This is a genomic window from Microvirga arvi (assembly GCF_016892765.1).
GTDB lineage: Bacteria > Pseudomonadota > Alphaproteobacteria > Rhizobiales > Beijerinckiaceae > Microvirga > Microvirga arvi.
The window spans coordinates 94,938-107,522 of record NZ_JAFEMD010000015.1 but is presented as its reverse complement, the minus strand read 5'-3'; the positions used below and the strand labels follow the sequence as shown (position 1 = coordinate 107,522).

General features: G+C 60.3%; 12 protein-coding genes. 6 read left to right on the top strand and 6 right to left on the bottom strand.

Translation table 11 applies throughout. From position 1 onward, the window contains the following. Entirely contained in the window at window positions 1-1,569 is a 1,569-nt protein-coding gene (locus tag ILT44_RS11700; RefSeq protein WP_204239759.1) for an aspartate:alanine exchanger family transporter, read from the top strand. 157 nt (window positions 1,570-1,726) lie between these two features. Then, window positions 1,727-3,175 carry a porin gene (locus ILT44_RS11695; RefSeq protein WP_204239758.1) on the top strand — a complete coding sequence of 483 codons (1,449 nt, stop codon included), beginning with the start codon at window positions 1,727-1,729 and terminating at the stop codon, window positions 3,173-3,175. A gap of 257 nt (window positions 3,176-3,432) precedes the next feature. Here the strand turns inward: ILT44_RS11695 and ILT44_RS11690 are convergent, their stop codons facing one another. Next, entirely contained in the window at window positions 3,433-4,218 is a 786-nt protein-coding gene (locus tag ILT44_RS11690; RefSeq protein ID WP_204239757.1) for an outer membrane protein, read from the bottom strand. A 981-nt stretch (window positions 4,219-5,199) separates the two neighbouring features. Here ILT44_RS11690 and ILT44_RS11685 point away from each other — a divergent pair. Both ILT44_RS11685 and ILT44_RS11680 read left to right on the top strand, forming a co-directional pair. Beyond that, on the top strand, window positions 5,200-6,069 hold the full coding sequence (locus ILT44_RS11685; protein WP_204239756.1) for a hypothetical protein: 870 nt from the start codon (window positions 5,200-5,202) through the stop codon (window positions 6,067-6,069). A gap of 162 nt (window positions 6,070-6,231) precedes the next feature. Continuing rightward, window positions 6,232-7,050 carry a lytic murein transglycosylase gene (locus ILT44_RS11680; RefSeq protein ID WP_204239755.1) on the top strand — a complete coding sequence of 273 codons (819 nt, stop codon included), beginning with the start codon at window positions 6,232-6,234 and terminating at the stop codon, window positions 7,048-7,050. 270 nt (window positions 7,051-7,320) lie between these two features. Here ILT44_RS11680 and ILT44_RS11675 read toward each other — a convergent pair whose 3' ends face one another. The 3 genes from ILT44_RS11675 to ILT44_RS11670 all read right to left on the bottom strand — a co-directional run bounded on the left by ILT44_RS11675 (window position 7,321) and on the right by ILT44_RS11670 (window position 9,569). Beyond that, window positions 7,321-8,391, bottom strand: coding sequence for an AI-2E family transporter (locus ILT44_RS11675; protein ID WP_204239754.1), 1,071 nt, complete (start codon window positions 8,389-8,391; stop codon window positions 7,321-7,323). A gap of 188 nt (window positions 8,392-8,579) precedes the next feature. After that, window positions 8,580-8,834 (bottom strand): hypothetical protein, encoded by a 255-nt coding sequence (locus tag ILT44_RS30790; protein ID WP_239468119.1) that lies wholly within the window; start codon window positions 8,832-8,834, stop codon window positions 8,580-8,582. Window positions 8,835-9,125: 291 nt separating this feature from the next. Next, entirely contained in the window at window positions 9,126-9,569 is a 444-nt protein-coding gene (locus ILT44_RS11670; RefSeq protein WP_204239753.1) for a lipid-binding SYLF domain-containing protein, read from the bottom strand. Window positions 9,570-10,208: 639 nt separating this feature from the next. On the opposite strand from ILT44_RS11670, the gene ILT44_RS11665 reads away from it, so the two are divergent. After that, window positions 10,209-10,727, top strand: coding sequence for a hypothetical protein (locus ILT44_RS11665; protein ID WP_204239752.1), 519 nt, complete (start codon window positions 10,209-10,211; stop codon window positions 10,725-10,727). Between the two features lie 55 nt (window positions 10,728-10,782). On the opposite strand, the gene ILT44_RS11660 is transcribed toward ILT44_RS11665, so the two are convergent. Both ILT44_RS11660 and aqpZ read right to left on the bottom strand, forming a co-directional pair. Then, a complete protein-coding gene (locus tag ILT44_RS11660; RefSeq protein ID WP_204239751.1) occupies window positions 10,783-11,070 on the bottom strand; it encodes a GlsB/YeaQ/YmgE family stress response membrane protein in 288 nt (95 codons plus the stop codon). Window positions 11,071-11,183: 113 nt separating this feature from the next. Then, window positions 11,184-11,936, bottom strand: coding sequence for an aquaporin Z (aqpZ, locus tag ILT44_RS11655; protein ID WP_204239750.1), 753 nt, complete (start codon window positions 11,934-11,936; stop codon window positions 11,184-11,186). Between the two features lie 444 nt (window positions 11,937-12,380). Here aqpZ and ILT44_RS11650 point away from each other — a divergent pair, with 444 nt between their 5' ends. After that, window positions 12,381-12,584 (top strand): hypothetical protein, encoded by a 204-nt coding sequence (locus ILT44_RS11650; protein WP_204239749.1) that lies wholly within the window; start codon window positions 12,381-12,383, stop codon window positions 12,582-12,584. Window position 12,585: the final 1 nt, after the last annotated feature.

The following is a 12,585-nucleotide window of genomic DNA, read 5'->3' as shown; positions in this document are numbered from 1 at the left end:
ATGCTCGATATTGTTCGTACATTGCTTGAAACATCGCCCTTGCTGGCACTGTTTCTCGCCATCGCCACCGGTTATGCGATCGGGCAGATCTCGATTGCCGGAGTCTCCTTCGGTGCGGGCGCCGTTCTGTTCACCGGCCTCATCATCGGCGCCATTGCCCCAAAGGCGACGCCTCCCGGGCTGGTCGGCACGCTTGGCCTCGTGATGTTCGTGTACGGTGTCGGCATTCAATACGGACCGCAGTTCTTTGCCAGCCTGCGCGGCCCCGGTATCAAGTACATCGCCCTCGCAGCCGGAGCCGTGATCGCTTCGCTCCTCGTCGCGATGTCGCTTGCTGCGCCCCTCGGGATCTCAGTCGCGACAGCCGCCGGGTTGTTTGCCGGCTCCGGGACGAGCACCCCGACTCTACAGGCAGCTCTGGCAGCGGCGGGCAACCAGGACCCCGCGATCGGCTATTCTGTATCCTATCCATTCGGCGTCGTCGGACCCATCGTCCTTATGACCATCATGACTGCTTTGGTGAAACCAACATTCAAGGCGCCGTCGCAAAACGTACGAGTCGCGGAGCTGACGCTCGAGTCGAATTACGAGGATCAGACAGTTGAAGATATTTCCGCGACTTTGCCGTCCGACATCAAGATCATCGCGGTGCGCCAGCATCATGTGAATGCACCGCCTGTCGCCGGGACGAGACTCCATGAAGGCGATGGATTGCTGCTGGTCGGAAGCCCAACGAGTATCGAGCAGGCAAAGGCAGCCATGGGACGAGAGGACCCGGGGCGCATAAGCCGTGATCGCGCCAATTACGATGTCGTTCGTGTCTATGTTTCAAAGGCTGCCTTCGTCGGCAAGAACGTGCGGGAGATCCCGCTTCCCGACTTTCCCGTCATCATCTCGCATATCCGCCGCGGTGACGCCGACATTATCGCGTCCTCCGACATGACGCTCGAGTTCGGTGATCTGCTCGTGGCTGCGGTACCCTCGGACCGGAAGGCCGAAGTGCAGCGCCATTTCGGCGACAGCATCAAGGGCAATGCGGAGTTGTCCTTCGTTTCGATCGGCGTCGGGATCGCCCTTGGCCTTCTCCTCGGCATGATTCCTGTGCCTCTGCCGGGAGGCGGCACCTTCAGCCTGGGCGTCGCCGGCGGACCGCTCGTCATGGCGCTCGTCCTCGGCTGGCTCGGTCGGACCGGCCCCTTGGGCTGGAGAATTCCGATGGTCGCCAACCTGGTCCTCCGAAATCTTGGCCTATCGGTGTTCATCGGCGCGGTCGCCATCGGCGCGGGAGGTCCCTTCGTCCAGACCGTCGCCACCAATGGGATTCAGATCCTCCTTGGCGGTGCCGCCGTCCTACTCACCCTGGTGCTGATCGTGCTGGTGGTCGGATATCTCCTGCGTATTCCCTTCGACGATCTGCTCGGCGTTTGTGCCGGCTCGACCGGCAATCCCGCCATCGTCGTCGCGGCTGGACGCTTGGCCCCTACCGAGAGGACGGACATTGGTTACGCAATTTGTTTCCCGAGCATGACCATCGTCAAGATCATTGCCGTTCAGGTCCTCCTAAGTTGAATGAAGAACCATCGCCTCATGACTTGATGCTGTTTGGCAACATCGAACGACTTTGCGTAATGGCAGGCGCTCGTCTCTCAAACTTTGCTTGACGATTATTCACCTTTCTGCTCAATTTTTCATCGAAACGACTGAGCCTTGTCTTGGAGCTTGTATCATGGCGTCCATTCGAACTGTGCTGCTTGGATCTGTGGCGATCATGACCGGCGGAGCACAGGCCGCCGACCTGCCCGCCAAGTCCGCAACGCCGGTCGAATACGTTCGCGTCTGCTCTACCTACGGAGCCGGCTTCTTCTACATTCCCGGCACGGAAACCTGCCTGCGCGTCGGCGGCCGCGTGCGTGCCGAGTATCTGTACGTCGAGCCGACGGACCGCTCCCAGGACGCCATCGGCTTCCGCGCCCGGGGACGCCTGAACCTCGACGCCCGCACTGCAACGGCTTACGGCTTGCTGCGCACCTACATCCGCATGGAAATCACCCGCAGCAGCGGTGCGTACACGGGCGGCGGCATCTCCACAAACCCCAACATCGCCCAGGCCTTCGTTCAGTTCGGCGGGCTGACGGCCGGACGCGCCGTTTCTTTCTTCACCGATCCGAACTTGCCGGCCCCGAACTTCGGCGACCTGCGGTTCGACGATCCGGCCAATGCGGAAGTGGACCTGCTGGCCTACACCTTCTCGTTCGGCAACGGCTTCTCCGCCACCTTGTCGCTGGAGGACGGGCTTGAGCGCCGGGTCAACAACGAGCTCGACTTCCCTCTGTTTGGCGTGGCCAGTCCGGCCCCGGTCTTTGCCCCAATCCCGTTCACCTATGCCGGCGAGCGCTTTCCCGATGTCGTCGCCAACATCCGCTACACGGGGAGCTGGGGCGGAGCACAGCTCTCGGGCGCTCTGCATCAGATCCGCGACGTGGCCGCTGGCCTCACCACAGACGGCGGTGTCGTGACTCCCGTCATCAATCCCATCACCGGCCTGCCGAACCCGACCTATGCCGACACGGATTATGGCTTCGCTCTCGCCGCACATGCCTATGTCAATCTGCCGTTCCTCGGCGACGGCGATACAGGCTGGATCTCTACCACTTACACGGATGGAGCCGTCGGTTACATCAATGCCGGCCAAGCGAGCCCCATCAGCAATGCCTTCATCAGCGCCGGTCCGCTTGGACTGCCCTTTGCCGATGCCTTCGTCAATCCGTTCACGGGTGAGTTCGACACCAATAAGGCTTATGGCGTTGCCGGCGGCATCAATCACAATTGGACGCCCTCGATCCAGACGAATGTTTTCGGCTCCTGGATGCACTTCGATGCTCCAGGGATCGCGCAATACCTGGTACCCACGACCGCAGCGACGATTGCTGCGGGATCGGCCGGGACGACCACCGGCCTGGTTGACTTCAACGAGTACCGCTTGGGCGCCAATGTGATCTGGGCGCCGGTGAAGGATTTCCTCATTGGCATCGAGGCGCTTTACATCAGGGTCGATGCCAGCGACCGGGTTGCCGTGCCGCTTACGACGGCGGCCGGCGATGCGACTGGCACCTTCAGGTCGACAAGCTTACAGGATGCGTGGGAAGGCCGTCTGCGCGTCCAGCGCGACTTCTGAGGCGTGGCGTTTTCTCACTGATGCACAGTGTACATTGCGGTCATCGCAACGAGCTTTGCTCAGTGTTTCTCAGCTCTTCCCTGTCGTCCAGAATTCATCCTCCCTGACAAACTGCCCCTTACACTGACCCCAGTCATTTTGCGGGCTACGCATCCTTGAACGCGTCCCCTTGGGTTAGGCGCGATACCTGAAAACAAAGAAATGCCCCGCTCGATCTGAACAAGCGAGCGGGGCGTCTTCATTCAGCGAATGTGACCTCAGTATGTACCGAACTTGAAGTTCAGCTTGGCGCGCGCGACGAAGAACTCGTTGTCGTCATCCCGCCCGATCGGCGCGACCACCGGAACGGCAGCCCCTCCCCCATCAGGCGTGAAGGTGCCGACAACCCCATCGAAGTCATCGTCATCATTATCGAAGCTGAGCCACAATCCTTCGAGGCCGAAGGTGACGGCCGAGGAGCCGAACCAGTTCACTGGCAGCGCCCATTCGACGCCACCACCCGCCACCCAGCCGGTGCTGTTGTCCGAGTAGGCCAGACCGCCTGTGGCGTAGATCAGGACGCGGTCGAAGGCCACGCCGGCGCGGGCACGAACGGTGCCGAACCAATCCGACAGGTTGTTGTCGAACGTGCCGGGCACGAAAAGGCCGCCGCCGCCGGCCGGAACGAACCTGACGGCCTCGCCCTCGTCGGTGTCCGCCCACTGGATGTCGGTCTCAAGACCGATCACGAAGGAGCCGATCTGGTAGTTGTAGCCGATCTGGGCGCCGCCGGTGAACCCGCCGTCGCCGCTGTCCGGGAAGATCAGCGTGCCAGGAACCACGCCAGGAGCGGGCGCCAGGACGACCGACTCTTCATCATCGCTGCGCCAGCCCCAGCCGGCATTCACACCGGCATAGAAGCCGGTCCAGGTGAAGATCGGAGCAGCCGCGATGATCGGTGCCGGAGGTGCTGCGCGAACCGGAAGGTCCGCCGCGGAAGCAGCGGAGACAGTTGCCGTAGAGAGAGCAGTTGCAGCCACCAAGCCAAGAAGACGATATTTCATGGGCAATCCCCTTTTGTGTAAAGATACACAAGGAAAGAGTATGAACCCATTGCTAGGAAGAGCTATAGCAAAGGTGCAACACCGAATGATTTTGCTATCCAATGTCAGTCTTGCTGACGTGAATACATGCCTATCAATTTGCAGATAGCTTTACAAATTTGACAGAGAGAGCGTGGCATGGCGTACTGTTGTGACTTCGGAGCAACTCCCGAAGGCGAGGAGATCACTCAACCCTGCCCTGCAAAGGGCAGGGCTTCTTGTTGCATCGGCTAGGGAGTGATCCCTGACGTCAGGCAATCTTCGATGAGACCATCTCATCGCGGGCCCCCTGTTCGAGGGTTTCCGTCAGTATCTCGTCCCGGGATCTAAACCGAGGGATTGTGGCCAGGATCCGGTCACGGAGCATTGTATCAGCAGTGTCATCAACAATATTGTTACCGCCATAACCTGAGCCCTCTTCAGCCATCCGAAGACCCGCTTCCGTATGTCTAGATCCATATAAATGGTTTGCCAGTCATCTGATCTGCATACAAAGATTCATGTGGGCTCGGCATAGGGACCAGGTGTGCTCCAAGGCGATCCTGCAGACATCATTATTCTCCGACATATGGTCGGCTCTCTCCCTCTCGACGCGAACTTGCCTGCCCGGCACGGGGCTGACGAGCGAGACCATCACGACGAAGCTCTCTTTCAGTCTTAAAGCGGTTTGCAAGCATTAGTCTCGAAAGGGCAAGCCGCTGTCTTGACCGGTCAAGCAACTCTGATCAGGAGGTCTATGATGAGATGTCGTGCCAGTCGATCAACACCAGCAGATGGGGGACGCACGATGCGAATTCTACCTGCAATATTGGCAGTGCCTGGTGGCCTTCCAGTGCTTCTCGTCGCCCTTCTGGTGCTGATCGACGTGAGCCGGACGAATGTCGGCTTCCGGTCACGCCAGCGCATTGGCCATACTGATATAACTTAGGAATGGAGGCGACCATGGCTCGCTTCACAGTGAAGATCATCGGATTATCCGGATATCTACTGGCTTTCCTTTGCATAGCCCCGGCTCAGGCAGCTCCTTTCTTCGTCACGATCTATGGCCGGACTTACAAGGTGGATCCGCGAGTTCCGGCCAAGGAGCCGAAGGCCCCGAAGCCGCAAGAGCTCCTACAGGCTCTGCCCGCTGATATCGCCAGAGGTCCCGGCTTCAAGCCATCGCACGATCAAGTCCTGGCCGAAGTAGAGGAACGGACGTGGATTGTCAGCAACGAGCTTACTGACGAACTGGCAGCGAGCTCGTTCTCCCGCAAGGGGCAATATGCCGGAGCTGACGGGACCGCAGTCGAGCCGGAGATCACAGGATCCCTTGCAAGCGGAGCGGCACAGGCCCGTGAGCCCAGGTTGCAGACGCTCTATGATCGGCACAGGGCCTTGAGCCTCCTCGGGCGGGAACTGCGGCGCTCGATGGACCTGCCGGAAAAGACCCCGGACGCAGGGTTTTCCCAGCCCAAGCTTTCGCCCGAGGTCGAGGCGAGCTACAGGAAGCTGAACTTTGATCCCGTGGCCGCCTATTACAGCTTCCGGCGCGTCAAGGCGGCGTTCCGGTCCGGCGACGTCCAACTCCTCGCCCGGGTCACCCAGTACCCTCTATCGGTGACGCGCAAGGCCAAGCGGATGATCCGCGACCGCGACCAGCTTGTCGCAGCCAAGGATACGCTGATGAGCCCGCGTCTTCGGGAGGTGGCTGCAGAATCCACCTTTGAGGCGGTGTTCGTCCGGGACAAGGGGATGATGCTAGGGGAGGGAGAGATATGGATCACCCCCGGCAAGACGGGCTTCGGCTTAGGCGCCATCACCGTCGATTGAAGCCTGATGCACCCTCATATTGGCTTGGTGAGATATCCCACCATTTCCTGCCTTGAAGGTCGCGGCTGATGCAGGAAGCGCCAGCTCGCAGCCTTGCCTCATCATGGTCGAGATGATGCCTTAGCTTATCAATTGGTGCAATGGACGGGAAAGGGCTTACCTATGCTCACGAGGAGATTCGGAATCGCCGCTGTCGTTGGATTGTTGTCGCTTGCGGGGATAGCCAACACAGCACATGCAGCGCAATGCGGCAGCACGGCAGCTGGCTTCGACGCCTGGAAGGAGCAATTCGCTGTTGAAGCCAGAGCACGGGGTGTAAGCGCAGAGGCAGTTACGGCTCTCCTGGATACGACCTATGCGTCAGCAACTATTGCGGCCGATCGCGGCCAGCGCAGCTTCCGTTTATCGCTGGATCAGTTCCTCGCCAAACGGGGCGCTTCGACCATCGTAGCGCGGGGGCGTGCCCTCAAGCAGTCCGAGGCGGCGCTCTTCTCATCTCTCGAGCAACGCTTCGGCGTTCCGCCAGGACCGCTCATCGCGATCTGGGGCATGGAGACGGCCTTCGGGCGCCAACGCGGGAACCAGAACACGCTGTCGGCTGTGGCAACGCTCGCCTACGACTGCCGCCGTTCGGCTTTCTTCACCGATCAACTCTACGCCACCCTGACCCTGATCGACCGTGGCATGCTCTCGGCAGGCACGCGCGGCTCCATGCACGGCGAGATCGGCCAGACGCAGTTCCTGCCCAAGAGCATCCTGAACTACGGCAACGGCGGAGATCTCAACAACGCATCCGACGCACTCGCCGCCACGGCCAATTTCCTCAAGGCCCATGGCTGGCGCGCGGGCGCAGGCTATCAGCCCGGTGAAGCCAATTTCAGCGTGATCCAGGCTTGGAACTCCGCTTCGGTCTACCAGCGCGCCATCGCTCTGATCGGCCAACAGATCGATGGAGGAGTGAGCACATCAGCGAGGCGCTAACGATACACCCGTATATCGCCGCTCAGTGGGCGGTGCATCTGACTACCCGGGGATGGTCGAGAAACGACGGCCGTCATAGGCTGCCGTCTATGCCCCCTGGAGGTGTTCGAACGTCTTCTGGACGCCCCATGCCGGGAGCATATCCTTCTATTTCCGGAAGTTCGGGGCAGGTCCTGCTCCGAACCTGTCGTTACCTCAGCGCAGACCAAAGGGCTGAGCGATGGGCACGGCGGGCTGACGAGCGTGGAGTGGTTGGATCGGAAGCCGCAATTACGACGCTGGCTCGTCATTGGGGTTCTCATCGGGATTCCGGCCATCGGCCGGGCGTTGCCGCAACCATTCCAGCAGCAGCACGTAACTGACAGCCAGGAGTACGGGTCCGACAAACAGGCCGACAAGTCCGTCGACAATCATGCCGCCGATGACACCCATCAGGATGACCGGCATGGGTACTTCCACACCACGGCCGAGCATCAGGGGCCGAAGGATGTTGTCGCTGAGGCCGACGATCACATTCCAGACCAGGAAGATGAGCGCCGGCTGGGTTGCTTCGGTCGCAAAGACATAGCCGACAACCGGCAGCGTCAGCAAGATCAGCGGCACCTGCATGATCCCGAGCAAGAGCGCAATAAGCGTCAGAGGGCCGGCCGCCTGAAGTCCGATGGCAAAGAAGCCAATGCCTAAGAGCACCGACTGGATCAGCGCAACGCCAATCACACCAAGCGCCACGCCGCGGATCGTGGCTGCCGTCAGCGCGACCAACTGTACCGCACGCTCCCTGCTGCCGGTGACCCGCTCCAAGAAGCGACGGGCAAATTCGATGGCGCCCTTACCATAAATGACCAGTACGGCAGCGATCGCAAATGACAGAACGAGTGAGAGTTCGGCGATCGCCAAGCCGCCAGCGAATGACGCTAGCCATGCCAGTGGCTTGCTCATCAAGTGGCCGTATTGTGTCAGTGCAGCCGGAAGGTTGGTGGCGACGAGCGTCCAGATCTCCGTCAGTTTCCGGCCAACCAGAGGGGTCCCATCGAGCCATAGTGGCGGTGGCGGCAATCCCACGTTCTGGCTCTCCACGTTCGAGATCAGCGAATAAATTGAAGTCGCAAGCGACGTTATCGTGATAACCAACGGCCCCAATATCACAGCAACGCCAATCAGCCCGATCAGCAATGCTGATCCACGATCCCCGAGCCGTGTGGCCAAGCGGAGATGCAGCGGATACAGCATCACCGCGAGAATCGCGGACCACATCAGAATGAAAGCGAAGGGCAGTACGATCCGAGCGCAGGCATAGACCAGCACACCCACAAGCCCAATGCGAAGAACGTTGTCGATCATGGGAGAAGGCACAGGCGCCGTATCAAGGGAACGCGCGTTCAGGTCCAATGATTTATCCCCTTGCGCCACTCCATGGAACCTCGGGGATCTTGCGCCCGAAATGCGCATAGCGAGTCCAATCCGTCTGGGACGATTTCATGGAGGAGGACAAAGGCTCACCTCCCCGGAACAAATCACAACAAGATATCTCACCGCCTGCCCACGCGGTTGACGGGGCCGCCACGGTTCATGGGCGTTCCAGGCCGCACTCCGACGCCTGGTGCACCGACGCCGGGGGTTGCTACGGCACGCGCGACAGGGCGCGGCCGCAGCACGACGCCAGGTCTGACGACACAACCCACAGGGTAATTGACGTACTGGCAGTAAACCACGGCACGGGCTTCTTCAGTGCCTGCAGCAAGGAACCCGGACACCAGTGCCGAAAATGCGAGCAGGACCTTCATGTCCGCCTCCATCAGCTGTTCTTCTGTTCAAGGGCGATAGACCGCGCAGGTCGCCGTGTGGCTGCTCCAGGCTGAGGCCTGTCCGGGGCTTTTCACTGCAGGACGTAAGTGCTTTCGGTCTGTATATTCCTCGGATGCAAAGTCATCGCAATCGCAGGCAGCCTGACTCAGGCCAAAACGCCGTATCAAGCCTTAGCCACTGTAGTCCGGCACAACTCTCGTGCTTGACCAAAGGAGACAAAGTGGTGACACTTTGGGCCAGCCCGCGCTGATGGTTAGATTCATCGGAATTCAAGGAAGGCTTATCTCCACGCCACTCACGTTAGCGTTCAGCTCCAGTCCGATGGTGCGGCCACGGAGGTCGAGCACAACGCCCTTGTTGTTTTGTAGCCGTATGGTCGATGCGCCGCCGCCGGCAGCGGCTCCCACTCCAACAGCCGTATAGGTGCCCGCGATATCGGAGGCCTGGCGCAGATTGTAGGCGCGCCCCATCAGGTCGGCCTTCGAGGCTCCGATTGTTGCGCCAAAGCTCAGGCCACCGACACGCAGCGGATAACGCCGCCCCTGAAACACGAGCGTCCCCCTGCCGCCGCCCACGCCGACAATGAACCCTGCCTTGGCGATCTCGACATGGACCGTACCAGTTGCGGCCCAACTCGGCGCCGTCAGAACCGGAGCGAGCGTCGCCGCGAGGGCAAGGAGACTACAACGCAGAGCATGTCGGATCTTGAGCATGGATCGCTCCTTCGTCAGAAATGAATGCAGGATCCATCATGCTCCTGATCGGAAGCAATTACCATCCGCCGACAGCACAGGTTACACCTAGTATCTGACGGCCAGCACCCTTTCGCAGGCCCTGGGCGCCGAAAGTCGGTCGATTTCACGATCCATCGGGTCAATCTCTCCATCAGCTATGGAATAGATGGACGAGAAATCATTGCGTGGATCGGCAAAGACCTCTCGTTTGCGTTCGCGCGAGGTTGGGATCTGGATTTCTCCGGACTAGCTCAAAATTGTCAAAGGCTTGTCTTGTGCGGTCAAGCCTGAGCCGAAGTCCGAATGATACGCAAGCCCACGGCTGATCCTATGACTGATGGAGACCAGGATGCTCTCGTAGAACTGCTGAGCGACATTGGAGGCGATCGAGGTGGAAGCCGTCTGCGCCGTGGTGCCGGGTTCCTGCTGCGCAGCGGCGATGCAACAGGGTCCCTGCGAGACCGATCTTCTCGGAATCAACCTGTTCTGTCATTGTTGCGTCCCACTAAGGCAATACTTCTGGGGCGCAGCAGCGTGTCTTGCCATTCGAGCGCCGTCGCCCCTGGTGCTGAGCGCCTGCTTCGGCTTTGGCGGCCCAACACCTAGGAGGAAGCAACAATGAGTTTCTCTTGGCCCCGGTTGTCCTGCAGGCTCCTGATCCCGCTCGGCATGATCGGAGGTGTGGAAGCCGGAACTGACGCTCTTGACCGATATCTCGGCTTCTTCGCAGCATCCGGAACAATTTTGGAGGGACCCAACGCCAATTCTCATCACGTCCAATGCCGGTTCACGTCGTCACGGCAAGGCGCTACGAGCCTATCGTTCCGCGGCACGTGCCGCGCCCTTCTGATCATAACGCGATCCATCAGCGTCGATCTTGCCTGGGATCCACAATCCGGCCGGGTCACAGGCACTTACACGGGATCGCGCGTGGGTACGGCGCAGCTATCGGGCAGGCAGACGGGAGCCGACCTTGATCTGACGATTACGTGGCCGAAACCCCTCTACGGCGATACGACTGCTAATCTGAGGGTCGCGAGTATCGATGCGGATCGGCTCCGGATCATCGTCATGGATCGCATTGGAGTGGATGGCCCTGTTCGCGCCACGACTGATCTGGCCCTGATACGAAACTGAAAACTTCCGATGTATCCATGCGCCCTGCAACCTCGACGCTGATAGCTACCTCCGCTCACGACGCATGTCTGATCCGCTCCCAGATCCAGAGCACGACGAGGACCAGAAGCGATCCGACACAAGCGGCAATGATATCGCGGAGTGAGATCGCAATTTCATCGAGTTTGGGGAAGAAGTCGAACAGCCGGAAAAGCAATCCGCCAATCAAGGCACCGATCAAGCCCATGCCGAGGTTCTGAAAGAAACCGAACCCCTTGCGCCTCCACGTGATGAGAAGACCCACGAGGCTGCCGCCGATAAGCCCAACGATGACCCACACGATAACCTGAGCGACGGTTGGCATGGCAGGCTCCCAACTGTGTTGCCATAGGCGTTCACAATCCCTGGTCCCAACCAGCTAACCATCGCGGCCGTCTTTACCGGCCTAATGGGAACATTGACTTCCTCCTCACATGGTCACTCGGCTGGCGCAGCGGGAGCGATGCCGGTGACTTGAGCCGAGGGCTCCTCGCTGAGCCAGCGGTAGAGGATGCCGCCCAAGGCGCCGCCGATCAGCGGCGCGACCCAGAACATCCAGAGTTGCGCCAATGCCCAGCCGCCGGCAAACAGCGCCGGACCCGTGCTGCGCGCGGGATTCACGGAGGTGTTGGTGATCGGGATCCCGACGAGGTGGATCAGCGTCAGACCGAGGCCGATGGCGATGGGGGCGAATCCTACTGGCGCCTTGCCATGGGTCGCTCCCATGATGATGAACAGGAACATCATCGTCAGCACCACCTCGGCGATGAATCCGGAAATCATGCTGTACTGACCCGGCGAGTGCGCGCCGTAGCCGTTGGCGGCGAAGCCCTTGGCAAGGTCGAAGCCAGGCGCTCCGATCGCGATGGCGTACAGCGCTGCCGCACCGATCACCGCGCCTACCACCTGCGACACCACGTAGGGCAGGATATCCTGCTTCGGAAAGCGCCCCCCTGCCGCGAGACCGACGGTGACCGCCGGGTTGAGGTGGCAGCCCGAGATGTGGCCTATGGCATAGGCCATGGTCACGACGCTCAGGCCGAAGGCGAGCGACACGCCGAGCAGGCCGATACCCACATCCGGGAAACCGGCAGCAATGACGGCGCTGCCGCAGCCGGCGAAGGTCAGCCAGAAAGTGCCGATGCCCTCGGCAACGCACCGATGGATGTTATGGCTGTCGTGGAGATCCATGGGTTAGCTCCTTAGGACCGCTTGAGACGACCAGTCAGTCAGGAGCGACGTCGGCACAGAGCCAATCATGGCAGCCTCATTGAACCGTGTTCGCTCCGCAGACTTGGGACAGTCTCCCATGCGAACGGCCGAACGGCTTGACGGAATGAGACACGGAATTGCCCGAATGGGACATGGTGCTGGAATTTCTGGTTCTCCTCACACCGCCGCCAGACATCGCGAGCGGCGTTGCTGCACTAAGCTTCATTTCGCTCGCGGAGTCTGCTAGTCTATAGGCAACAATTTGGCAGTCCCGGCTTAGGCCATGATTCCCCTGCCAAAAGAAACCAAGCTTGACTGCTTGCGTTATCGAATTAGGTCCGCGCGTCTTGGCTTGTCAGCGCATCAATGGCCCTTGCATTGACGCTCAGGTCACGATGGACGGCCGTCAGCTCGGGGGATCACATGGCGCTCGCTCCGCATCCGAACTATTCTGCACAGGTTCCACCCAGGGTCGATGATGCCGTCGACGATGTTGCCCTGGAGCGCGTTATGCGAGAAGTTCCGAGCGGAGCCTTGGCCCTCTCGCTGCTGACGGTCGGACTGCTGCTTCTAGCCTGGTTCCTGATGTATGCCTTCGTGTTCCTGCCTCGCGGCATGGTGGGCTGAG

Coding starts and splice junctions, on each gene's coding strand:
- ILT44_RS11700 (WP_204239759.1), top strand. CDS start 1: ATGCTCGATATTGTTCGTACATTGCTTGAAACATCGCCCTTGCTGGCA.
- ILT44_RS11695 (WP_204239758.1), top strand. CDS start 1,727: ATGGCGTCCATTCGAACTGTGCTGCTTGGATCTGTGGCGATCATGACC.
- ILT44_RS11690 (WP_204239757.1), bottom strand. CDS start 4,218: ATGAAATATCGTCTTCTTGGCTTGGTGGCTGCAACTGCTCTCTCTACG.
- ILT44_RS11685 (WP_204239756.1), top strand. CDS start 5,200: ATGGCTCGCTTCACAGTGAAGATCATCGGATTATCCGGATATCTACTG.
- ILT44_RS11680 (WP_204239755.1), top strand. CDS start 6,232: ATGCTCACGAGGAGATTCGGAATCGCCGCTGTCGTTGGATTGTTGTCG.
- ILT44_RS11675 (WP_204239754.1), bottom strand. CDS start 8,391: ATGATCGACAACGTTCTTCGCATTGGGCTTGTGGGTGTGCTGGTCTAT.
- ILT44_RS30790 (WP_239468119.1), bottom strand. CDS start 8,834: ATGAAGGTCCTGCTCGCATTTTCGGCACTGGTGTCCGGGTTCCTTGCT.
- ILT44_RS11670 (WP_204239753.1), bottom strand. CDS start 9,569: ATGCTCAAGATCCGACATGCTCTGCGTTGTAGTCTCCTTGCCCTCGCG.
- ILT44_RS11665 (WP_204239752.1), top strand. CDS start 10,209: ATGAGTTTCTCTTGGCCCCGGTTGTCCTGCAGGCTCCTGATCCCGCTC.
- ILT44_RS11660 (WP_204239751.1), bottom strand. CDS start 11,070: ATGCCAACCGTCGCTCAGGTTATCGTGTGGGTCATCGTTGGGCTTATC.
- aqpZ (WP_204239750.1), bottom strand. CDS start 11,936: ATGGATCTCCACGACAGCCATAACATCCATCGGTGCGTTGCCGAGGGC.
- ILT44_RS11650 (WP_204239749.1), top strand. CDS start 12,381: ATGGCGCTCGCTCCGCATCCGAACTATTCTGCACAGGTTCCACCCAGG.